At 70.1% G+C, this 23,461-nt stretch carries 16 protein-coding genes; 14 read left to right on the top strand and 2 right to left on the bottom strand.

What is annotated here, in order from left to right:
* Positions 1 to 34: 34 nt before the first annotated feature.
* From H5J26_RS07920 to H5J26_RS07885, 8 genes are all read left to right on the top strand, one after another.
* Positions 35 to 1,408 carry an ATP-grasp domain-containing protein gene (locus H5J26_RS07920; protein WP_181765011.1) on the top strand — a complete coding sequence of 458 codons (1,374 nt, stop codon included), beginning with the start codon at positions 35 to 37 and terminating at the stop codon, positions 1,406 to 1,408.
* Positions 1,405 to 3,417 (top strand): PEP/pyruvate-binding domain-containing protein, encoded by a 2,013-nt coding sequence (locus H5J26_RS07915; protein WP_181765010.1) that lies wholly within the window; start codon positions 1,405 to 1,407, stop codon positions 3,415 to 3,417. The genes H5J26_RS07920 and H5J26_RS07915 overlap by 4 nt, the downstream gene beginning before the upstream one ends.
* Positions 3,414 to 4,781, top strand: a complete 1,368-nt coding sequence (locus tag H5J26_RS07910; RefSeq protein WP_309237825.1) for an MFS transporter — start codon at positions 3,414 to 3,416, stop codon at positions 4,779 to 4,781. Before H5J26_RS07915 ends, H5J26_RS07910 begins: the two co-directional genes overlap by 4 nt.
* A gap of 220 nt (positions 4,782 to 5,001) precedes the next feature.
* Positions 5,002 to 5,475 (top strand): hypothetical protein, encoded by a 474-nt coding sequence (locus tag H5J26_RS07905; RefSeq protein WP_181765009.1) that lies wholly within the window; start codon positions 5,002 to 5,004, stop codon positions 5,473 to 5,475.
* A 110-nt stretch (positions 5,476 to 5,585) separates the two neighbouring features.
* Complete coding sequence (locus H5J26_RS07900) at positions 5,586 to 6,497, top strand: helix-turn-helix transcriptional regulator (RefSeq protein ID WP_181765008.1); 912 nt, start codon at positions 5,586 to 5,588, stop codon at positions 6,495 to 6,497.
* Positions 6,494 to 6,964: a VOC family protein gene (locus H5J26_RS07895; protein WP_181765007.1), complete on the top strand. Its 471-nt coding sequence runs from the start codon at positions 6,494 to 6,496 to the stop codon at positions 6,962 to 6,964. Before H5J26_RS07900 ends, H5J26_RS07895 begins: the two co-directional genes overlap by 4 nt.
* 228 nt (positions 6,965 to 7,192) lie before the next feature.
* Positions 7,193 to 8,455, top strand: coding sequence for an alpha/beta hydrolase (locus tag H5J26_RS07890; RefSeq protein WP_181765006.1), 1,263 nt, complete (start codon positions 7,193 to 7,195; stop codon positions 8,453 to 8,455).
* Positions 8,456 to 8,548: 93 nt separating this feature from the next.
* Positions 8,549 to 9,352 (top strand): thioesterase family protein, encoded by an 804-nt coding sequence (locus tag H5J26_RS07885; RefSeq protein WP_309237824.1) that lies wholly within the window; start codon positions 8,549 to 8,551, stop codon positions 9,350 to 9,352.
* 61 nt (positions 9,353 to 9,413) lie between these two features.
* Here the strand turns inward: H5J26_RS07885 and H5J26_RS07880 are convergent, their stop codons facing one another.
* On the bottom strand, positions 9,414 to 11,954 hold the full coding sequence (locus H5J26_RS07880) for a beta-galactosidase (protein WP_181765005.1): 2,541 nt from the start codon (positions 11,952 to 11,954) through the stop codon (positions 9,414 to 9,416).
* 148 nt (positions 11,955 to 12,102) lie between these two features.
* Here H5J26_RS07880 and H5J26_RS07875 point away from each other — a divergent pair, with 148 nt between their 5' ends.
* From H5J26_RS07875 to H5J26_RS07855, 5 genes are all read left to right on the top strand, one after another.
* The gene (locus tag H5J26_RS07875; protein ID WP_181765004.1) at positions 12,103 to 13,143 is read left to right on the top strand and encodes a LacI family DNA-binding transcriptional regulator; all 1,041 of its coding nucleotides are present in this window, start codon (positions 12,103 to 12,105) and stop codon (positions 13,141 to 13,143) included.
* 126 nt (positions 13,144 to 13,269) lie between these two features.
* Positions 13,270 to 14,937 carry an ABC transporter substrate-binding protein gene (locus H5J26_RS07870; RefSeq protein WP_181765003.1) on the top strand — a complete coding sequence of 556 codons (1,668 nt, stop codon included), beginning with the start codon at positions 13,270 to 13,272 and terminating at the stop codon, positions 14,935 to 14,937.
* A 5-nt stretch (positions 14,938 to 14,942) separates the two neighbouring features.
* Positions 14,943 to 15,938, top strand: coding sequence for an ABC transporter permease (locus tag H5J26_RS07865; RefSeq protein WP_181765002.1), 996 nt, complete (start codon positions 14,943 to 14,945; stop codon positions 15,936 to 15,938).
* Positions 15,935 to 16,873, top strand: coding sequence for an ABC transporter permease (locus H5J26_RS07860; protein ID WP_181765001.1), 939 nt, complete (start codon positions 15,935 to 15,937; stop codon positions 16,871 to 16,873). Before H5J26_RS07865 ends, H5J26_RS07860 begins: the two co-directional genes overlap by 4 nt.
* A 1-nt stretch (position 16,874) precedes the next feature.
* Positions 16,875 to 18,803, top strand: a complete 1,929-nt coding sequence (locus H5J26_RS07855) for an ABC transporter ATP-binding protein (RefSeq protein WP_181765000.1) — start codon at positions 16,875 to 16,877, stop codon at positions 18,801 to 18,803.
* Positions 18,804 to 18,863: 60 nt separating this feature from the next.
* Here the strand turns inward: H5J26_RS07855 and H5J26_RS07850 are convergent, their stop codons facing one another.
* Positions 18,864 to 20,393 carry an alpha-amylase family glycosyl hydrolase gene (locus H5J26_RS07850; protein WP_181764999.1) on the bottom strand — a complete coding sequence of 510 codons (1,530 nt, stop codon included), beginning with the start codon at positions 20,391 to 20,393 and terminating at the stop codon, positions 18,864 to 18,866.
* An 825-nt stretch (positions 20,394 to 21,218) separates the two neighbouring features.
* Between H5J26_RS07850 and H5J26_RS07845 the strand changes: the two genes are divergently transcribed.
* Positions 21,219 to 23,461: trypsin-like peptidase domain-containing protein (locus tag H5J26_RS07845; RefSeq protein ID WP_235980493.1), on the top strand; the 2,243-nt coding region annotated here is incomplete at its 3' end.

Raw genomic sequence — 23,461 nt, 5'->3', positions numbered from 1 at the left:
GTTCCCCCTCAGTGAGTGAAGGAGTCGTCGCGCCGTGCCCAAGGTGCTCTTCGTCCACGCCAAGGGTGGTCCGCCACTCGGTTATGCCCTGTCGCGGGTCGCCGCCAGGTCAGCTGTGCACGTGCTGGCACTCAGCGCCCTTCCTGAAGCGGTGGAGGCGTCGGCCGAGCGCCTGTGCGCCTCGGTCGTGGTCCCCACCGAGTCCGAGCGGCGGGACCTGGTGTCGTTGATCGTCGCCCGGGCGGAGGCCGTGGGCGCCGATGCGGTGCTCACCTTCTCCGAGTACGCGGTCGTCGCCGTCGCCCAGGCCTGCGAGAAGCTGGGCCTCGTCGGACCCGGCAACTCCTGTGCCCTGGCCCGCGACAAGCGCATGATGCGGCGCACCTGGCAGGAAGGCGGCATATCCCAGCCCCGGTTCCGTCCGGTCGGCTCGGAAAGCGACCTGCACGAGGCGGCCGCTGCCCTCTCGTTCCCGTTGCTGCTGAAGGCCGCCTGGAGCGCCGGTTCGACGGCGCACCAGATCATTCGCTCCCCTCGCGACGTCCAGCCGGCCTGGGAGGCGTCCCGCAAGGTGATGGCCGAGTCCGCACAACTGGGTTACGCCGAACTCCATGTGGCCGACGCCGAGGCGGACTTCGTGGTCGAGGAGATCGTGGAGGGCACACCCGAGGGGTGGTTCGACCAGCCGGGCTGGGGCGACTACGTGAGCGTCGAAGGCGTGGTGACCGACGGCGAGTTCAGGCCCGTCTGTCTCAGCGGACGCATGCCGACAGTGGAACCCTTCACCGAGCGCGCAGGCATCACCCCCGCTCCCCTGCCGGTCGACGCCCAGGAGCAGGTCGTGGCCCTCGCCCGGGAGGCCGTCGACGCCCTGGGGCTGGAGAACTGCGGGACGCACACCGAGATCAAACTCGGCGCCGGCGGGCAGATGTGGGTGATCGAGACCGCCGCCCGGTTCGGTGGCGCGATGACGCTCCCGCAGATCGAGGAGGTCTTCGGTCTCGACCTTGTCGGGATGCTCACCGACCACCTGCTGGGGCGCTCGGTCTCCTGGCCGGAGCACGCCCGTACGGCGCAGGAGGCGCGGGGAGCGGCGGGTGCACTCGTCGTGCTGGCCGTCGACGGCGAGGGAGACGCCTGGCCGGACCGGCGCATCTGGGACTTCCCGACTGTGGCGGGCGCCGTCCCCATGAGCGACGGCAGCCGCCTGTCCGTGGTCGCCGACAGCTCACTGCCCGACGGCACTCCCGTCCCGGTCTACGAACCGGCCGCCGGCGCGAACACCATGGCCGCCCTGTGCCTGCTCTCGGCCCTCGACCCGCAGACCGTCGTGCGGGACTTCCGGACCCTGGTGGACGCCCTTCCCCAGGTCCTGCCGGCGGCGTCCTCCGAGGAGGCCCGGTCATGACCACTCCCCTGACCTCGCCGTCCGAGCCGCGCCCCGCCACGGACCTCACGGTCGTCGGCGGCAACCTGACGCTGCCGCTGTTCCGTGCCCTCTCGGGCGTCCTCGCCGGTCACCCCTACCTGAAGGTCGTCGTCGACCGTGCCGAGGAGACCTGGCACCTGCTCGACACGGCCGTCCACCCCTTCCACGTCGACTACGTCGCCACCCGCATCCTCGGCCTGGAACTGGAGGCTCTGGACGCGGGGTTGGACTCATACAACGCCTCGATGTACATGGATCCGGAGCGCCGCTTCCTGCTGGGCGTGCTCTCGCTGCACACCGACGAGGACTCCGAGAACCGTGAACGGCCGTTCCTCGTCCTGGAGACGACCGAAGCGGACACCATGCACGGCGCGCTGCTCGAGGAGTTCTACGCGTACGTCCGCAGCCGTGTCGACGGCCGTCTGCCGCTGCTGCTGAAGCCCGCGAACCACGGCCAGGAGCAGGAGCTCACGGCGATCAGCGAGGTCCGCGTGCCTCGCATCCTCGGCCACGAGCTCTTCGGCAACCGGATGCGGACGCCGCTCAACCCCGGGGAGGCCACGGGCCGGCTGCGCTGGTTCCGTACGGCCGAGGAGTACGAGGCCGCTGCGGACGGGCTCGGCTGGGCGGACATCGTGGCGATGGACTGCCTGCCGGACGACGTACCGCGAGTCGCCGGATTCCTCAACACCACGCCCATCACGCCGCTTTCGCACACCAACGTCCTGGCATCCGGCTGGGGAATCCCCAACGCGATCGTCCGCGACCTCGATCAGATCGTCGAGGAGGCCGGTCTGGACGGCGCATGGGTCCGCTACCGGGTGCGGGAGGACGAGATCACCATCGAGGCGCTGGCGAGCGCTCCGGAGATGGACGCGCCGGCCTGGCACCACCAGCGGATCCGGGTGGAGCCGCCACTGCTCGAGGACGTGCCGGTCCTCTCGCTGCACCGGCTTCGAAGCGCCGACCGGGACCGCTACGGCACCAAGGCGGCCAATCTCGGAGAGCTCCACCACGTCCTCGACAGCCGCACCGCCGACCTCACCGCCTTCTACGGACGAGCGCGGCCTCCCCGCCCGGATCTGTACGGTCATCTGGCCGCGCGGCTCGGCGTGACGGACGCCGCTACGAGCCAACTGCGCCAGGCCGCGGCCGAGTTCGCGGCACGTACCGTGGCGGCACCCGAAGGGGTGGCGCTGCCGTTCGCCTTGCAGCACCGCTTCCTCACGTCCTCACCGGCGCTTCAACAGGGCATCGGCAAGCTGAAGATGGTGCTCGAGCTCGATGCGCTGGACGTGCTGGACTCCCTCTGCCTTCACTTGCAGCACCTGGTCCGCAGCACGCCCGTGCCGGACGGCGTGACGCGCCAGATCACCCAGGCCTTCCCCGCCCCGCTTGCCGCGGGGACCCGCCTGGTGGTGCGCTCGTCCTCCAACGCCGAAGACCTGCCGGGCTTCTCCGCTGCGGGCGTGTACGACTCCGTCACCACCGTCCGGGGTGAAGCCGAACTCCTCGATGCCGTACGCCAGGTGTGGGCGTCCCTGCTGTCGCCGCGCAGCGTGCGCCTGCGCCATCAGGTCGGCATCTCCCTGGACGACACCTACATGGGCGTCATCGTCCAGGAGTACGTCCCCGCAGCGCTCGGGGGCGTCCTGGTGACCTGCAATCCGACGAAGCGCGAGGAGTTCCGCAACGTCTATCTCAACTGCTCGCCCGGGTCGCCGGAAAGCATCGTCGACGGGACGACTCTGCCGCAGCAGTACCTGTACAACACCGTTGAGGGCGGCGGCCGTACGGTCGCACTCGGCTCCTCCGGCGGGGACCTGCCGGCCGCGACCCGCGCACGCCTGGCGGACCTGGCCCTGAGCGGCAGGCTGCTGCAGTCCCACTTCAGCGAGGCCGACGTGGACAGTCCCCTCGACATCGAGTGGCTGATGACCGACCAGGGCGAGTTCCGCCTGGTCCAGATCCGCCCGTACGCGCTGTGATCCGCCGTCTCGACCAGCGGCTGCGGTCCTTCTCGCGGCCCCGCTCGGCCGGACTGACGCCTGCCGCCCGCCGGATCATCGGCCTGAACAACGGCTTCCAGCTGCTGTTCAACCTGCTGTGGTGGATGCCGGTCTTCTACGCCTACCAGCGGGAGGCGGGGCTGTCGGACGGGCAGATCTTCGGGATCCAGAGCATCTACTACATCGCGTTCTGTCTCTTCGAGATCCCGACCGGGATCGTCGCCGACCGCATCGGCGCACGCAACTGCCTGCGTGCGGGGGCAGTCGTGATGACGGCCGCGAACCTGGCGCCCGTGCTCACGCCGTCCTACACGGGCTTCCTCGTCCACTTCCTGGCCATCGCCGCCGGCCGCTCCCTCACCTCGGGAGCAGCAAGTGCCTACCTCTACGACGGCCTTCGGGCCGAGGGATGCGGAGAGCACTACCTGAAGGCCGAGGGGACCGCCCGCGCGCTGGGTCTGGCGGCGAAGGTGATGTGCTGGCCGCTGGTCGGCCCGTTGATGGCCGTCGCGCACGCGGCCCCGTATGTGCTGAGCGCCGCCAGCGCGGCGGGGTCGCTGGCGTGTGCGGTGGCGCTGCCCCGGCTTGCGGTGTCCCGCGGAGAGGACGGGGCACCGGGAAGGACCACTGGACAAGGCAAGGGGCAGGGCAAGGGACAGGAGAAGGGTGCGGGGCGGAGTCGTGCCGCCTTCCTCCGCGACGCGGGCGCCGCGCTGCGGCATGTGCGGGCGACGCCCCGCCTGGCGCTGATCATGGTGCAGGGCGTCGCCGTGTTCACGCTCTCCCGCATCTGCCAGGTCAACCTCTTCCAGCCCGTCCTGCTGGACCACGGCATCAACGAGACGTCACACGGCACGGTGCTGGCGGCGATGACGGTGGCGGAGGCGGTGGCCTCGGCACGCCCCCAGTGGCTCGGCCGGCGCCTGTCGCCCGTCGGCTGGGTGTCCTTGCTCAGCGTCGCGCTGGCGGGCACGCTGGCCGGTCTCACCCTGGGCGGGCCCTGGACCGTGATGGTGCTGCTGTGCGTGTTCGCGGCGCTGACGGGATTCGCCTACCCGGTTCAGCGGAAGCTGGTCAACGACGCGATCCCCGCGAACGCCCCCCGCGCCACGCTCCTGTCCGTGGAGAGCATCGTGGACCGAGGCGTGTGCGCGCTGGCGGCCGTTGCCGTGGGCGCCTATCTCTCGGCGGGACAGCTGGACGCGCTGCTGTGGCACAGCGCGATCGCGACGGTGGTCGTGATGGTCGGTCTCCAACTGGTCCTGCGCAGACGTGTCGCGGACCATCGCCCTTCACTGCCGACGGCCGCTTCGGAGAAGCACGCAGAGGAGACCGTGAGTTGACCGTCCGCCCGTGAACGACGCCCGGGCAGCTCCTGTCGGCATAAGCAACTGCCCCTGCCCACAGGCCGGTTGGAGACCCGGGCGTCGCCGTGCAGGTCGGGAGCCGGACGCTGGATCCGGTGCCGGTCACGGCCCTCGCAACCTCCACGCCTCATCCGGACGTCTCTCCATGTCACGCGTGCACCGAGCCGGGTGCCTGCTCACGGGAGGGACGGGACGGATGATCAGCACGGAAACCGAGCGAGCCGGGGGTCCGAGGGAAGTGAACACGGCGTTCAAGCTCTCGCTGGCGGCGATCGCCGTGGATGTCACCGCCTGGCTGCTCGGGACGTTCGTGATCCCTTCCTCGGGGCTGGAGGAGATGCGCCACGAGATGGGCGGGGACGGCGCGCTCGGACAGCTCGCCAGGTCTGCCGGCGCCCTGGTCGCCACCAGTGCGCTGTGGCTGTTCCTCGCCTTCAGGATGCGCGCAGGCCGCAACTGGGCGCGGATCGTGCTCACCGTCAGCGCCGGTGTCAACGTGTTCTTCCTGCTCAACAGCGCGAGCATGAACGGCTTCGCATGGTCGGAGGACGGGATCGTCTACGACCTGCTCGTCAACATCCCGATCCTGCTGGCCGTCGGCGCTCTGGTGTTCCTCTACCGGCCCGCATCCAACGCGTACTTCTCCGAGACGGCACACGACGGGCGGTAGGCGCGCCCCCATCGGAGGGCGCGGCGACGGTTCCGGGCTGCTCCCTGCTTCGGGGCTGCTCGACGCCGCAGACCGGGCCCGGGCCGCCGCGACCTTCGTAGACTGGTCGTATGAGCTCCGGAAGGAGCGGCGAGCAGGCTCCCGCCTCCCAGCAGGCGGGCACGTCCACCTTCGTACACGCGCCGCGAACGCTGGGTGGAATGGTCGCGTCCACGGTCGGCTACACGGCGCGGGACGCCACTCCCCAGCTGCATCGGGGCCTGCCCTCGCCCTACCTGACGCTGATCTTCTCTCTCGACGGGCCCCTCGTCTGCGGCAACAGCCCGGAACACGCACGCGGCAGGGACGCGCACCGCGCGGAGGTCGTCGTCGGCGGCCTGAGCCAAGAACCCGTGTACATCGCCCAGCCGAGCTGCGAGACCGGGGTGCAGCTGGCCGTGCACCCGCTGGCGGCCCGGGCGCTGCTGGGCATGCCTGCCGGTGAGCTGACGGACGTGGCCGGAGACGGCGCCGCAGTTCTCGGCGCTTCGGCACTGGAGACGCACGAACGGCTGCGTGAGCAGGACAGCTGGAGTGAGCGCTTCGAGACCGTGTCGGCCTGTCTGCGGCGACGGTACGAGAACGCGGGACGGCGTGCGGAGGTACGTCCGGAGCTGTTGGCCGCGTGGAAGTGGATGGCCTGGCATCAGGGCACCGGCTCCCTGGACGGCATGGCGCAGCACGTGGCGATGAGCCGACGGCAGCTGACCACGCTCTTCCGGCAGGAGGTGGGGGCGAGCCCCAAGCAGATCTCCCGGCTCATGCGGTTCGAGCGGGCGCAGCGGCAGCTGAAGAAGGCGGTCGCGGACGGGCTGCCATGGGATCTGTCGCGGCTCGCGGTGCACTGCGGGTTCTACGACCACTCCCACCTCGTCCGGGACTTCCAGCAGTTCACCGGGCTGAGTCCGAGCGCCTGGATCGAGGAAGAGCACCGGAATATCCAAGCCTGGGACGGTCCCGACGGCGAAGAGTGGGACGCATGAACAACTCAGCCACGAACGCACAGAACACACAGAACGCACCGGACACGCAGACCGGCGCCGGTGCCGGCGCATCGCAGCCGCCGGCGCCGACCGTCTGGCCCACCCTTCAGGCACACGACGCACTCGCGCTGATCGACTTCCTGGTGGAGAAGGTGGGCTTCCGCCGGACGGCGGTCTACGCCGACGGCGATCAGGTCGCTCACGCACAGCTCGACTGGCCCGAGGGCGGCGGCGTGATGCTCGGTTCGCACAAGCCGGGCGGCGAGTGGACGACCACTCCGGGCACGTCCGGGTGCTACGTCGTCACCGCCGACGTCGACGGGCTGTACGAGCGGGTCAAGGCGGCGGGCGTCACCATCGATCGCCCCCTCCGCGACGAGGACTACGGCAACCGCGACTTCACGATCCGCGACACCGAGGGCAACCTCTGGTGCTTCGGCGTCTACCCCGGCGAAGCTCAGGGCTGACTCGGTCTCCTGTTTCGAACTCTTCGCAGGAGAGCGGGAGTTGGGAGCCGGCCGAGCAGCCCGCACGGGAAGCCCCCGCGAGCGGACAGGGCGTGTGCGTCATACCCGGGAGTGAGGGCGGAAGTAGCTCCGCAGAGGGACGCCGCCGCCACAGCCGGCCTTCTACCTTCCCCGAACACCAACTGCGCGGACCCTCCCGAGGTTCGGCAGCATCGGGAGGGGACGTTGATGAGCGCTCGGTACGGCGACGGTGGCGGCTCGGCCGCAGGCAGGCCCGGGACCCAGCATGAGACCGGTGGATCCGGCCGCGCCCGCCGGCGCCCGGGCGGACTCGTCCGCGCGCTGCGGGGCGTCGCAGCAGGCGTTGCGTCCTTGATCGCGCTGCTGCTGACGGTTCTGCTCCTTGGCGCATACCTCCCGGGGATACCCGGCGTGGGCGTCATCGGTGCCGTACTGGGCGGCCAGTACCCCTTCCACCTGGCCGTGCTCGCCCTCGCCGCAATGGTGATCGCGGGCCTCGTCTGGTGGACCGGGCTGGTGCGGTACGGGCGGGCGCTGACGACCGTGACGGCGGCATGCACGGCGGCGGCGCTCTTCATCGCCGGCGTCCAACTGCGGGCCGCCGCACGGGAGGACACGGACATCTCCTGGGGCGAGGTGTTCACCGAGGTCGCCTATCCGGACACCGCCCCCGATGAGACCGCCACGTTCGCGCGGTTCTCCGGGCAGGAGCTCGAGGCCGACGTCTACCTGCCCGGGAGGACGGGCGGACCGCCGAGGCCCGCAGTCGTCCTCGCCCACGCCGGAGGCTTTCGCACCTTCGACAAGAGCGACCTGCGCGGCACCGGCCGATGGCTGGCGGCACACGGCGTCGCTGCATTCGCCGTCGACTACCGCCTCTCCACCCCTGCCGAGCCGACGTGGAACAAGGCCCCTCAGGACGTGGTGTGCGCGCTGGCATGGGTCCGCGAAAACGCGGACCGCTTCCACGTCTCCCCCTCCCGGATCTCTCTGGCCGGGATGTCGGCCGGCGGGGCACTGGCACTGGGCGCGGCCTACCGCCTGGCCGACGGCTCCATCTCCTCCAGCTGCGGATCCACTCCCGCCCCGCCCGCCTCCGTGATCGGCTTCTACCCGGCCGAGGACCTCCACCGGATGTGGAGCGACGATCCTGCCGGCGGCCGCGAAGCGGCGACATGGTTCACCGGCGGCACACCTCAGCAGTACCCGGCCCGCTACCGGCTGACCTCCCCGGCCCGGCAGATACGGGCCGGGCTGATGCCCACCCTCCTCGTCGTCGGCGACCGCGACCGCAGCGTCCCGTCCGAGCGCATCAGGACGTTCGGCACCCGGCTCGCCCGGCACGGCGTCGATGCCCAGGTCAAGGTGCTGCCCTACTCCGAGCACGCCTTCGACGACGCGTACGGCAGCGTCACGTCCCAGACGAGCCGCCGCATCATGCTGCGCTTCCTCACGGCGCACGGCACATGACCCGAGCCGGGCCAGGGGGGCACCCGTGACACCTGGCACTACCCGCCAGTAGGCTCGTTGACGCCCGTCAGCACGTCCCCGGGGAGATCAGCCGTGACCGAACCGATCAGCGACACCGAGTCCTTCTTCGAACGCGTCGCGGACGACCGCTACAACCCCACCGCCTACACCCGCGGGCCGTGGGGTCCGGACAGCCAGCACGCCGGCCCGCCCGCGGCCCTCCTCGGACGGGCCGTCCTCACACGCCCCGGCGCCCGCGAGGACATGCGCCTGGCCAGGATCACCTTCGAGATCATCAGCCCCGTCCCGCTGACGCCGCTGACGGTGAGCACCCGCGTGATACGCGAAGGCCGCAGCGTGGAGATCGTCGAGGCCTCCCTCACCCCCGAAGGCGGCCGCGAGGTCATGCGGGCGCGGGCGCTTCGCATCCGCACCCAGCCCGGTTCGGTACCGGAAGTCGCCGACGGTCCCGCCCTGCCCGCGCCGGAGGACGCGGGGAGGCAGCCGTTCTTCTCCGTCCCCTACACCGGCTACCACGACGGCATGGAATTCCTCTTCGCCTCCGGTTCCTTCCTCGAAGCGGGCCCGGCCGCATGCTGGATGCGCATGCGGGTCCCCCTCGTCGCAGGAGAGAAGATCCTCCCCCTGGAGCGGGTACTGGCGGCGGCGGACTCCGGGAACGGGATCAGCAACGTGCTGGACTTCAGCACGCACGTCTTCGTCAATCCGGACCTCTCCGTGCACCTGCACCGGCACCCGACCGGGGAGTGGGTCTGCGTCGAGGCCGGCACCAGCATCAACTCTGCGGGCATCGGCATGACGGAGGCCGCCCTCCACGATGAGGACGGCCCCATCGGCCGCAGCGTGCAGAGTCTCTTCGTCGCGCCGCGCGACTGACGACGACCGGTCCGGGCAGGGTGCCTGTCCCCTCAAGTCCCGGTGCCCGGCGCCGGGTTCGTCACGTGAGCCGGATGCGCAGCGGCTCGTCTCCGGCGCCGCCCCGCCACGACACCAGCACGCCGCCGCCCTCGGCCGGGGAGACCACCGCGTCATGATCCGCCGTCACGTCCCTGCCCGTCTCCAGGAGGGCCCGGCCCGGCCCGGCGCCTCGCCGGATCACCACGGTCGAGCCGTCCGAGGCACTGTCGAGTTCGGCGGTCGCCCATCGGAGCACTCCGCCCTGCACGTTCACCGCGAGCGGGAGCATCAGCCCGCTGCGGGCGGCCAGTTCGAAACGGAAACCGTCGGCGAAGGGCTCGCCGTCGATCCGTACGGTGAAGGCCTGCGCGTGCGGGGCGACGTTGAGCAGGTGAACCACACGCTGCCCCGCCTCGTCCTTCGTCGTCGTGGCCAGCAGGCCCGGGGACGCCCCCTCGGTGACGATGCGACGCTCCACTCCCAGACGCCCCAACACCCCTTGCCAGAACGGCAGATGGCAGGGGTAGTCGCAGGCCAGCACCACTGCCCGTCCGCCGCCCGGCAGCGTGACGTCGAGCGAGGCCGGGACGTCCTCGGTGACATCCACCACGAGCGGCACGACCTGGTTCGCCTCGTCCGTCGAGCGAAGACGCTGAAGGAAGCCCGTGCGCACCTCGGCCTGCTGCTCGATCCAGTCGGTGGCACGTACAGACGGGAAACGGTCGACGCCGCCCTCGACGGTCCCGGTGACCGCAAGCCCCAGAGCGTCCGCGAGAACCGTGCACGGTGTCCCGTCCTCATCGAGGAGCGGCACCACGCCGTGCAGCAGCAGCCGCCCGCCGGCGCCAACGAACGCGGCGAGCCGCTCCTGCACCGGCCGGCTCAGAACCGGAGGCGAGGCGAGGGCCACCACCGGCCCCGCAGGATCCAGGTCCGAGCCCGCAGAAGTCGAAGCACCGGACAGGTCCACGGCGTTGAAGGTGAAGCCGCCCAGCAGCAGGGCACGGGCGAGGATGTCGCGCGGCCCCATGCCCCGGAACCGTTCGACCTCGCCCACCAGGGCACGGCGCCCGGCTGCGGCCGGGTGGCAGTACTCGGTGAGGTAGTGGTCGGGTACGAACCCGAGGACCACGTCGTCGTACTCCTCGTCCATCCCGGCCAGCAGGTGCTCCACCCCGGCGACCGAACGCACCGCCCCGGCCAGAGCGTCGTACGTGCTGCTCAGGCGCCCCTCGGGGTCCACCGGGGCAGCGAAACCGTGCCGCTCACCGGTGAAGGCGATCCGGTCGTTGCCGTCACCGACGGGCTCGTCCAGGAGCGGATTGTGCCCGCCCGCGAACAGGTAGTAGTTGATCAGCCGGTTGCCCTGTGCCACGCACAGCCGCGTCTTCAGATCCGTGCTCTCCGGGCTGACCAGGCGTGAGAGGTCCTCACCGTAGTCACCGGTGCCGGCCTCGAACTCGAGCGACGTCAACGGCTGGTCGGCATCGTGGACCGCGGCCATGAACGCGTTCATCACGTACAGATCCGCGACGTTCTCCACCGTCAGCTCGCCGATGTAGTGGTCGGATCCGGAGGTGGTCTGAGGGATGCCCGCATACGACTTGGAGAGCTGGCTGATCGCGATCGGGTACGTCCGGCCGCGCCCCTCGGACGTGCCGTGCAGGTTGACCAGGAACGGCACCCCGTCGACGCCGTGTTCCTGCGCGACCTCGCGCAACCTCAGCAAGTAGGCGGCGTACCGGTCCCGGTGATGTGCGCCCAGGTCATGGTGCAGGGCCAACTGCTGCGCCTCCGAGCCCCCTTGAGTGGCGCCCGCGCGCCACCACGCCGCCCATGTGCCGGTCTCGGCCGGGTCGGCCCCGTACCGCTCGATGGCGCCTTCTCGGCCGAACCGCTCCACGGCCCAGGTCGCGAGCTCGCCGAGTGTGCGGTCCGTCATCTCCGGGGTGTTCGTGATCCACGACAACATGCCCACCTCGTTGTCCAGTTGGACCGCGGCGACCGGACCGCCCCTGGTGACCAGGTGCTCCGCGAGGAGGGGCATGACCGACGCGTACCAGCGCTCGGCGTCCGCGAGGTAGCCCGGCTCCAGGTAGTCCAGCGTCTCGGTCGGGCCGCGCTCGCCGTCCCACCCGAGCGGACGGGCACGGGGATGGTCGCGGTAGACGCGGAAGGGGATGCCCTCGTTCTTCAGCTCCGCCATGATGAAAGGGCCGGGCCGCGCGATGACCAACAGGCCGCGTTCGGCGGCCAGTTCGAGGAAACCCCCCAGGTCGCGGTACTCGCTGGTGTCTCCGTTGAGGTCGATCTCGCCGGAAGCGGTCTCATGGATCAGCCACGGCATGTAACTTGCCACCGCGGTGCAGCCCGCGGCGACGAGCTTGTCCAGACGGTCGGCCCAGTCCGCGCGGTGCAGCCGGAAGTAATGCACCTCGCCGGCCATCAGGATTCTGGGGACCCCGTTCACCAGGAGCCGGCGGCGCTCCAGGCGAACGGACGGGGACGGCTCCAGACCGGCCCCGGTGGTGGGCTGTTCGGTCTGCGCAGTGCGGTGGCCTGCGGTGTCGGGTGTGGTCACGGAAGAGTCCTCACCGGGGTGTTCGTCGGGTCGTCGGCTCCAGCACCGGGTCACTCGCCACCAGGTATTGCCACGCGGAAACGGATCTGGTTAGGTGCCTGAAACCGGTCAGGAAACCGGTTTCAGAAACTTAACTGGAGCCTCATCGATGAGCAACAGCCGCGTGAACGTTCGTTGGGTGGCCGAGCAGGCCGGAGTGTCACCCGCCACCGTTTCACGTGTCTCGCGCGGGTCCGCACAGGTCTCACCGGAACTGCGCGAGCGGGTGCTGCGCGTCATCGAGGAGCACGGCTACAGGCCGAACCACTTCGGGCGCGCACTGGCCGAGCGACGGCACGGCGCGCTGGGCCTGGTCTTCCCGGGCCTGTCCGGGCCGTACTTCTCCGAGCTGATCCAGGGCTTCGAGTCCGAGGCGCTGGCGACGGGCGACCAGGTGCTGCTGCTGTCCTCCCACTACAGCGCCGACACGGACGACAAGGTCCTCGATCTGGCGGCCCGCGTGGACGGGATGGCGATCCACGCCGGGACCGTCTCCGACGCCGTCGTGGAGCAGGTCTCCCAGCAGATCCGCGTCGTGGTGATGGCCGACAAGGCCGGGCCCGCGCACGCCTCCGTGAGCACCGACAACTCGACCGTGGGCACCCTGACCAGGCACCTGCTCGTCGACCACGGATACAGACGGCTCGCCTTCGTCGGCACTCCGGAGGGCTCGCCCGACGTGACGGCCCGCTGGGAGGCGTTCCTCGCCGCTCACCGTGAGGCCGGGGCCGTGCCGCCCGCCGGGCCCACGCTCGTCGCGCTCGCGCAGGCCGACGGCGCGATCGCCGCTCAGAAGCTGTTCGACGAGAGCGACGCGCGGCCGGACGCCGTCGTCTGCGCCAATGACGAGACCGCACTGGGCCTGATACTCGGCGCGCTGGGCCGCGGCTTGCGGGTGCCGGGCGACGTCGCCGTCACCGGATTCGACGACATGCCGATGGCGGCGCTCGTCCGGCCCGGGCTGACCACGGTGCGCCAGCCCGTACGCGAACTGGCCACGACTACGGCCCAGTTGCTCCATGCCCCGCTGACCCAGCAGGACGGCGACACCGTCCTCGACACGGATGTGGTGCTGCGCGGATCGTGCGGCTGCCAAGACAGCTCCGGTGGTCCGACCACCCACCGGAGCTCTGCCGGCGGTGACAGCTGAACTGTCCCTGTCGAACTCGGGGGGCCGGGTTCGCGCCGCCGACTCGTCGGTGGTCCCGGAACGAATGTGACCGATTCACCACGGCCGGCGAGGACTTGCCGGGCGCACCGACGGAGGTACTCGACGATGAGTCGACCAAGGAGCACGACCGCACTTGTGGCGGGAACGGCAGTACTGGGCCTGCTGCTCGCAGGCTGCACGGGCACGGACGGATCGGGGAAGTCCACCGGTGCCGGCGGTCGGATCGACTACCTCAACTTCGGTGACTTCGGCGGCGGAGCGGCTCCCAAGCCCAACTACAACCCGTATCTGGACGCGGTGAAGCTGAGCTCCACGCTCTACATGTTCGAGACGCTCTACATAGTCGAGGGCAACAGCTGCAAGGAGAAGCCCTGGCTGGCCGACTCCTACAAGTGGCAGGACCCCGAGACGCTGGTGTTCGACATCCGGCCCGGCGTGAAGTGGAACGACGGCAAGTCCTTCACCGCGAAGGACGTCGAGTTCACCTTCAACATGCTCAAGAAGCACCCGGCACTGGACGTCCGCGGAGCCTGGGCGAAGCTCAACTCCGTGAAGGCGAACGGCGGCAAAGTCGTCTTCTCCTTCAAGGAGCCCGGTGCCTCCGCGTTCACGATCATCAACCAGGTCCCGATCGTCCCGAAGCACATATGGTCCAAGGTGAAGGACCCCACCACCTTCACCAACGCCAAGTCCCCCGTGGGCACCGGCCCGATGAAGATGAAGTCCTTCAGCCCGAAGCAGCTGGTGACCACGCGCAACGGGCGCTACTGGCAGGCCGACAAGGTCAAGGTCAACGAGATCCGCTTCAACAAGACCGACGCAGGCGGCCAGGTCGAGCAACTGAAGCTGAGCCGCGGCGAATACGACCAGCAGGGTCTCTACGTCCCGGACATCCAGAAGACCTACGTCAACCGTGACCCGAAGCACCACCACTACTGGTACGCGCCGGGCGGTCCCGTCAGCATCTACATGAACCTCACGAGGGCGCCGTTCGACGACGTCAGGTTCCGCCGTGCGCTGACGAAGGCGTTCGACCACCAGAAGGTGATCCGCAGGGCGCAGTTGGGCTACGTCACCCACGCCAGCCAGAGCGGTCTCGTCGTCCCCGGTCAGAAGGACTTCCTGCCCAAGACCCTCCCGGACGAGGGGCGCATCGGCTACGACCCGGCGGCAGCCGACAAGGAGCTGACCAAGGCGGGTTACAAGAAGGACGGCGAGGGGCGGCGCCTGGGCAAGAACGGCAAGCCGATCTCGTTCAGCTTCAAGGTGCCCGGTTCCTACACCGACTGGGTGGCGTCCTCGAAGATCCTGATCGAGAACCTCAAGTCCCTCGGCATGGACGTCGAGCAGGAGACGCCGACTCCCAAGTCCCAGGAGGAGGACCGCGCCACGGGCAACTACGACATGACGTTCGGCGTGCACGGCGGTACCTGCAACAACTACACCAACTTCTCCGAGCCCCTCAGCAGCGCCCGGACCGCCCCCATCGGCAAGAAGGCCGACGGCAACCAGGTCCGCTGGAAGGACGCCAGGACGGACAAGCTCCTCGGCGAGCTGCGGGTCGCCGTGAGCCGTGACCGGCAGAAGCAGGCAGTCCACGGGCTCGTCGACATCATGATGGACGAGGTGCCGATGATCCCCATCTGGTACGGCGCCAAGTGGTTCCAGTACACCACCAACAAGGCCGAGGGCTGGCCGAACGAGAGGAACGCCTACGCCGCCGCCGGGGACAACCTCGTCTGGCTGACCCACCTCACACCGGCCAAGGACTGACACACATGAAGTTCTTCGTCCGGCGCACCGGCTTCTTCCTGGCGACGCTGTGGGCGGCGGTGACCCTCAACTTCCTGATCCCCCGGCTGGAGCCGGGGGACCCGGCGGAGGCGCTCCTTTCCCGGCTGACCAGCAGGACCGAGGCGGTCGATCCCGCCCAGCTCGCGGCCGTCAGGAAGCTGCTCGGTGCGCCGGACGGGAACCTGCTGCAGCAGTACTGGGAGTACCTGGCCGCGCTCGCCAACGGCCACTTCGGCGTCTCCTACACCTACTACCCGTACAGCGTGACCGACGTGATCAGCGAGGCGATGCCCTGGACCCTGGTCCTGGTCGGCGTCACGCAGATCTTCTCGTTCGTCGTCGGCACGGCTCTGGGTGCGTGGGCCGCATACCGGCGCAACACCAGGACGGACTCGCTGATCACGCTCGGGTCGACGTTCCTGGGGACGCTGCCGTTCTTCTGGATCGGGCTGCTGCTGATCTTCGTGTTCGCCATCACCCTCAACTGGTTCCCCGAGGGCGGCGGTTACGGCGGCGGCTCGCAACCGGGATGGACCTGGCTGTTCTTCTCGGACGCCTTCCAGCACAGCGTGCTGCCGGCACTGTCGCTGCTGATCACGGGGCCCATCGGCTGGATCCTCGGGATGCGCAACAACATGGTGCAGACGCTCGGTGAGGACTACGCCCGTCTGGCACGCGCCAAGGGTCTGCCGCGGCGCCGGATCGCCCTGACCTACGGCGCCCGGATCGCGATCCTGCCGAACGTCACCGGCTTCGCGATCGCGCTGGGCAGCATCCTCGGCGGCACCGTGCTGGTCGAGAGCATCTTCAACTACCCGGGAATGGGACGGCTGTTGCTCGAAGCGGTGTCCAACAAGGACTTCCCGCTGATGCAGACGCTGTTCCTGTTCACCACCATCGGCGTGCTGATTGCGAACTTCCTCGCCGACATGGCCTACGGACTCCTCGACCCGCGGGTCCGGCGGAAGGACGCAACATGACCACCCCCGGAGGCACACCGGTGGCGGCCCCCGCCGCCGCCGGCGACACCGAAGGCGTCGGCATCGCCGCACTGGACGCGGGCCGGACCCATCGCATGCCCGGCTGGTTCGTCATCCTGTGGCGAAACGGCAAGTGCAGGCTGGGGCTTCTGCTGCTCGCGGCGTTCGTCCTCGTCGCCGTGCTGGCTCCGTACATCGCCCCGTTCGGGCCGCGTGTGGACGCGTTCGCCACGTCTCAGGGACCCACGGGCGCCCACTGGCTCGGCACCACGGCGCAGGGCGAGGACGTGTACTCGCAGATCGTGTACGGGGCCCGCACCTCGCTGCTGGTCGGCGTCGTCGCCGGGACGCTCAGCACCTTGATCGCGATGGCCGTCGGCCTGACGGCGGGCTACCTCCAGGGCTTCGTGGACGAGGTGCTCTCCTTCTTCGTCAACCTGGGGCTCGTCGTGCCGGTGCTGCCGCTGATGATCACGCTGGCCGCGTACGCGCCGGTGAAGGGTCTCGGGCTCATCATCGTCGTGATCACGGTGACCGGCTGGGCGCACGGCGCCCGGATCAAGCGGGCGCAGATCATCACGCTGCGCACGCGGGACTACGTCACGGCCGCCAAGTTCGCCGGGGACTCGACCGCGCGGATCATCACGCACGAGATCGCACCCAACATGATGTCGCTGATCGTCGTGGGCTTCATGAGCTCCGCCCTCGGCGCGATCGGAGCGGAGGCGGGGCTGGCCTTCCTCGGCCTGGGCGACCCGCAGACCACCAGCTGGGGCACGATGCTCAACCAGGCCAGCCTGGGCGGCGCGATGACGACCGGGCAGTGGGCGTGGGTGGTCGCGCCCGGTCTCATCCTGGCGTTGCTGGTCACCTCGTTCACGCTCATCAACTTCGGCGTCGACGCGCTGAGCAACCCGCACCTGAGGGAGGACTGAGATGACCCTGCTCCAGGTCGAAGACCTCAGCGTCACCTACCGTCCCCGTGATTCGGCTGCCGTACGGGCCGTGAACAAGGTCAGCTTCACCGTCGGCCACGGCGAATTCGTCGGCCTGCTGGGCGAGTCGGGCTGCGGCAAGTCGACTCTGGGGCACGCCGTGCTCCGGCTGCTGGAGAAGCCCGCCTCGATCACCGGCGGCACCATCACTTTCGACGGACGCGACGTGACACGGCTCGGCGAGGACGAACTGCGCCCTATGCGCTGGACGAACCTCTCCACCGTCTTCCAGTCGAGCATGAACTCGCTCAACCCCGTGATCACCGTGCGCGAGCAGTTCGCCGACACCCTCGCCGCCCACCCCGACATCGCCGGCGAGCGCGTCGACGTCGACGAACGGGCGGGCGAGCTGCTGGAGTTGGTCTCGCTGGACCGGGGTGTCCTGCGCCGGTACCCGCACGAGCTGTCGGGCGGCATGAAGCAGCGGGTCGCACTCGCCCTCGCGCTCGTGCTGCGTCCGCGCTTCGTCCTGCTCGACGAGCCGACGACGGGTCTGGACGTGGTGGTCCAGCGCGACATCCTCGACCGGCTGCGGGAGTTGCAGCGCAGCCTCGGCTTCGCGGTGCTCTTCATCAGCCACGACCTCGGCACCGTCATGGAGATGGCGGACCGGGTGATGGTGATGTACGCGGGCGAGATCGTCGAGGACCAGCCCGCGGCCGACATGGTCGCGGGGCAGCTGCACCCTTACAGCGTCGGCCTGCTCGGTTCGTACGCCGACCCCCGTGACGCCGTCGTCGATGTCGCGTTCACCCCGGGCCGGCCGCCGGACCTGTCACGGGAGCACCCCGGCTGCCTTTTCGAGCCGCGCTGCCCGGTGTCGGTGGACGCATGCCGTACGAAGCATCCCGAACTCCTCCCCGCACGAAGGGGACGTGCCCGCTGCCTGCTGGTCGAGGTCGCCCCGGACGGATCCGCGAGGACGCCGAACGCCTCGCCGCGGGACCGCTCCGGCACCGTCTTCTCCGCCGACGCCGCGGCGCGCAACAGGGGTCCCGCGGACGGCGAGCCGATCCTGGTGGTCGAGGGCGTCACCAAGACCTACCGGACCCAGCGCGCCCTGGGGAGCACCACCACCACGGCGGTGGACGACGTCTCGTTCGCGCTGCGCCCGGGGCGGGTGAGCGCCCTGGTGGGAGAGAGCGGTTCGGGCAAGTCCACGCTCGCCCGCCTGGTCACCGGGGTGGAGAAGCCCGGCCGCGGAAGCATCCGCTTCAAGGACACCCGTGTGGACCGGCTTCGGCGCCGGGCCCTGCGCGGGTACCGGCGGCACGCCCAACTGGTGTTCCAGGACCCGTTCTCCGCGCTCAATCCCACGCGCACGGTCGCGTACGCGCTCAGCCGTCCGCTGCGCAACCACCTCGGCATGGACGGCGCGCAGGCACGCAGGCGCGCGGCGGAGCTGCTCGAGGTCGTCGGCCTGAGCCCTGCCGCCCAGTTCCTGGACAAGCTCCCCGGCCAGCTCTCGGGAGGACAGCGGCAGCGGGTGGTCATCGCCCGGGCGCTGGCGCCCGAGCCGGAGGTCCTCGTCGCGGACGAGCCGATCTCGATGCTCGACGTCTCGATCCGTGCCGAAATCCTCGAGCTGCTGGATCAGTTGGTACGCGACCGGGGCATCGCGATGCTGTACATCACCCACGACCTGCTCAGCGCCCGGCTTCTCGCCGACGAGGTGATGGTGCTCAACAAGGGCGTGATCGTCGAGCGCGGCCCCACCCTCAAGGTGATCGGCGAAGCGCAGGACCCGTACACACGCCGGCTGCTCGCCGCGATCCCGCGGCCGGGCCAGGAGCGTGCGCCCGCCATGGCAGGGCGTTCCGACGGGGCCGGGCAGACGCAGAGCCTGGGACGGCCACCGCACGGAGACTGATCCCTCGAAAAAGCCCGGGTGGCACTCCGCGGGGAGGCGGTGCGCCACCCGGGTCCTTTCTCAGCGCAGCCAGGCGGTGCCCGGCGAAGGCAGCCGGCCGTCCTCGTCCAACTCCCGGCTGGCGGCGAGCAGTTCACGGCCCCACTCGTCGAGCGGCAGCGGCCCGCCGGAGGTGTTCAGCACGCAGGTGACATCGCCGCGGCGGAAGGCGAGCACTCCGGGAGGACCGGGCAGCCAGACGGGCCACGGCGCCTCACGCAGGGACGTGCGGGCCTTCAGCGCTGCCCGGACGGTCGCCAACGCCGAGCCGGTGTCGGCGTGTTGGGCCTCCACGCTCAGCTCCGACCAGCCGGACGGCTGCGGCAGCCATGTGCGGGCCTGCGTGCCGGCGGGTGAGAAGCCGTGGTGCCCCGACGCGTCGTACCTCCACGGCAGCGGCACTCGCGCGCCGTCCCTGCCGCGTTCGGTGCCGCCCGAGCGCCGCCATGTGGGGTCCCGCAGGTCGGCGTCCGCCAACTCCACCTCGGGCAGCCCCAGTTCGTCTCCGGCGTAGAGGTACGTGGCACCCGGCAGCGCCAGCAGAAGCAGCAGCACCGCCATGACCCCCTCGCTCCCCCACCGGGTGGCCGCGCGGGTGACGTCGTGGTTGCCGTGCGGCCACGCGGGCCGTCGTCCCTGCCGCTCGGCGGCGTCCAGGTACTCGCGTACGGCCGCGCCCAGCTCCCCGGCGTCGAGCCTTGTGAAGATCACGTCCATGGCGAACGCCTGGTGCAGTTCGTCCTGGCGCATGTACGGCTCACCGAGCCAGGCCGGACCCCAGGTCTCGGCCACCCCGTAGCGGCCGGGGCGCTCGGCGAGGATCTGCGCGAACCGGCGGAAGATGCGGTGCACTTCGGGCCGGTCGCTGAAGGGATGGTCGTCGCCGGGGTGGCGCGGGCCCTCCGGCACAGGGGGGTAGCCGGGTGCCTTGGCCATCGCCCCGGCCGCGTCGAAGCGCAGGCCGTCGAAGCCGCGATCGAGCCAGAAGCGCACCGTACGCTCGAAGTCTGCGACGACGTCGGGGTGTTCCCAGTTGAGGTCGGGCTGCGCGACGTCGAACAGGTGCAGATACCACTCGCCGTCTCCGAAGGGCTCCCACGCCGGGCCGCCGAAGAGAGACTGCCAGTCGGAGGGCGGGGCACCGTCGCGGCCGGTGGCCGTGTGATAGCGGCTGCGCGCCGGGTCTCCCGGCCCCCCGCGCCGGGCCTGCTCGAACCAGGGGTGGCGAGAGGAGGTGTGGTTGGGCACCACGTCGCCGACGACGCGCAGGCCGCGCGCGTGGGCCTGCTCCAGCAATTCATCCACGTCGGCCAGCGAGCCCATGGCCGGGTCCACCGCCCGGTGGTCCACGACGTCGTATCCGGCGTCGGCGCCCCCGCTGACGTAGAACGGGTTGAGCCACAGCGCGTCCACTCCGAGGTCGGCCAGGTGGTCCAAGTGCTGCAGGACACCGCGCAGGTCGCCGACGCCGTCCCCGTCGGAGTCCGCGAAGCTGCGCAGATAGACCTGGTAGACGACGGCGTCGCGCCACCACTGCTCTTCGTCGGTCATGTTCCGGCACTCACGGCATCGTCCGTACGTCGAGGGCAGAGGGCGTCGCCGGCATCAGGTGCCGGGCCGAGGTGCCCCGGGGCCATCGCTGGCGCTCCGGGCAGCGCCCGCCGCCACTCCTGAAACCGGTTTCTGCCAGCACCTCACAACACCTCGCGCAAGGTGTCAAGAGACGGCTCAGGCCTTACGGCTGTCCACTCCCAACTCCCGCTCCCCCGGTGGAAGATGGAGAAGACCGGTTCACGCGGGACAATTCGATCCGCTTCTCCGCGGGACGCCGGTACCCGCGCCAATTCACACAAAGCCGTGTGCAAGGATTCCCGGGCGAAGGTTCAACACCCGCCCGCCGGGCGCAAAATGATCGCCCCGTTTCCGCAGGCGACACCCCTCATCCTTTCCTTTTGCACAAACTCTGATATTCGGGTCCTGTTGGAGCTAAAGCGGACTTCTGAAGTGTCAAGACGCGCGAATTGTGTTGTCGAAGTTCGCACGTGACCTCCACCGGTCCGCCGGAAAGTGGTAAAGCTGTGTATGCGATCCCCGGTTCGCTGTCACCTTTTGCGGCGCGCCGGGCGCACCGAGGCTCCCGCGAGACGAAGTGCTTCCCGGGTGCGGCGGGCTGAGTGGCGCTAGTCGACCTGACCAGGGGGACCGATGGAGCCTACGGCGGCAGTCTTTCAGGCGGGCAGATCAGTGCTGGGCGGGCCGGCTTCCGGCCCGTCGTACGGACCGCGCTCCGCGCGGACAAGCCACGGCGGTGTCACTGACCAGCGCCGCCGCGGCGAATCTCCCGACAATCAACCGGTTTCATAGGGGGCACCGCCGATGTGGGATCGCGCAGCTTCGGTGGAGTACGCAGGTCGGATCGGCGTGGGCTGCGTGATCGCGCCCGGCGTCATCCTGACCACTCGTCATGTGGTGGAGCAGTCGGCCGGAGCCGGCGACGAGCCACGCATGGTACGGGTCTTGAGCAACGGCACCGACGGGCCCCGCGCCCGTGCCGAGGTGGCATGGCGGCGCGGGGAGGTCGCTCTTCTGCGGTGCAGGCCGAGGGAGCTCGGGCAGGAGTTCTCCCCCGTACGGTGGGGCGAGCTGACCTGCACGAAACCCCCGGTCCCGCCGGAGTGTTCAGCGGTGGGCCTTCCCAACGCCGGGTTGCGGGAGATCGGTTCGGGCAGGGACGACCGCACGTTCCAGGAGCCGCACACCGCGCCCGTCCGTATCGACATCGTCGACAACACCTCCCGGACATACGGTCTGCAGCTCGACCGCCGCCCGCTCCAGCACGTCCAGGGAACGGAAGCCGCCGCCTGGCAGGGCATGGCCGGTGCAGCCGTCTTCTGCTCCGACCTGCTGATGGGCATGGTCACTCATGCCGGCGGCGGGAGGCACGGGCGGCTGGAGGCTGTTCCCGCGCGGCAGCTGCTGGAGGACCGCGTCTTCTGCGACATCGTGGAGGACGCCTCCGGGATGCGGCCGCGGCTGGAGGCGGCCGATCTGGACGGACTCTTCGACGGTCTGCCGCAGCCGGTCGCCGCGGCGTCCTATCTGCTCTCTCCGCGGTCCGAGGTCGTCGACTTCGTCGGCCTCGACAGCGAGGTCACCACGCTCACCGACTGGTGCAGCACGCCGCGGTCCGTGGACGTCGCCGTGGTGCACGGCGCCGGCGGGGTGGGCAAGACGCGGCTGGGCGTGGAGCTCGCCCGGCGGCTGTCCGAGCGCCGCCCCGAGGCCGAGTACCACCCGGACGGTCCCGACGTCTCCTGGACCGCCGGTTTCCTCTCCGAGATTCAGCCGCAGCATGCCCCTCCGTACGGGATGTTCCGCTTCCTGACACGGCCCGCGCTGATCGTGATCGACCACGCCGAGTTCCGCCTCGAGCAGGTCGAGCAGCTGCTGAACGCGGTCTCGGAGCACCAGGCGCACGGACGCCGGATACGCGTCCTGCTGCTCGCGCACTCCACCGGCAGCTGGTGGGAGCGGCTGCAGGTCCGCCACGGACATCTGATCAGCGGAATGACGATTCCGATCGAGCCCGACGCCCTGTACAGGCATCACACGCCGGCCCAGGTCCAGGAACTCGCCGAGATCGACTTCAGCAAGCGCATCGTCGCCCTCCACCGGGCAGGCGTCCGTGACGACTGGGACGGCTACCAGGCCGCCGACGAACGTGCGGCCAGGGCGGCAGCGGCGGATCGCAACGGCGACACGGCGATACCGGGAACGGTGATCAACGACCACCGCGGCGCTCTCTCCGTCCACATGGAGGCGCTGACCAGCGTGCTCCTCAACACTCCCGGCGAACTCACCGACACTCTGCCCGCGTCCGTCACGCTGCTCGATCACGAGATGAACTACGTCCGGCGCGGCGCGGGAGAGCACGGCTTCCATGACTCCGATCCGGATCTCCTGCGTGCGCTGGTCGCCCTCCAGGGCATGGCGGGGGCACAGGACAAGGAGGAAGCCGACTCCGTCATCGAGACGGCCTGGAACTTCCACTTCCGCGACGACCCCCGCCCGCTGGACCTCGGCACGCACCAGAAGATGCGCCGCACGATCGGCGGCCTCTACCCCGCGCTCGGCATGGGCGCTTCAGGCGATCTCGGCCCCGACGTCCTGACCAGCGCACTCATCGAGCGTCTGGAAGCGGACAGCGATTCGGCGTTCCTCCGGCACGTACTTCCCTCCCCCAGCCTCTCGGCTCGCCAGCGGCGGCACTCCCTGGCGCTCATCGCGCGCTCCATCGCCACCCGGCCGCGCCTGGCCGACGGCGCCGCGCACGCGATCGCCTCGCACCCGCTCATCCTGGCGGTCCCGGCCACGAAGATCGCCGAGCAGCTGCGGGAGCCGGTCCGCGAGGTCTGGCTCAAGTCGATCGGCAACGCCGCGGCGCGACGGGAGCACCAGCAACGCGCCGACGGGCGTCCCGATCCGAACGTGCGCCGCGAAAGGGAGAGGCCCCGGGCGGCACCGACAAGCGGCGGCCCCGCGCCACGGACCACTGTCCCGGCAGCGACAGGACCGATGACAGGCACGGCGTCGGGAACGGCCATGCCCCCGCCGGCCCC

The sequence above is a fragment of the Streptomyces albidus (ex Kaewkla and Franco 2022) genome, assembly GCF_013870515.1.
Lineage (GTDB): Bacteria > Actinomycetota > Actinomycetes > Streptomycetales > Streptomycetaceae > Streptomyces > Streptomyces albidus.
Note: the sequence above shows the minus strand (reverse complement) of the source record. Positions and strands in the feature narration are given on the sequence as shown.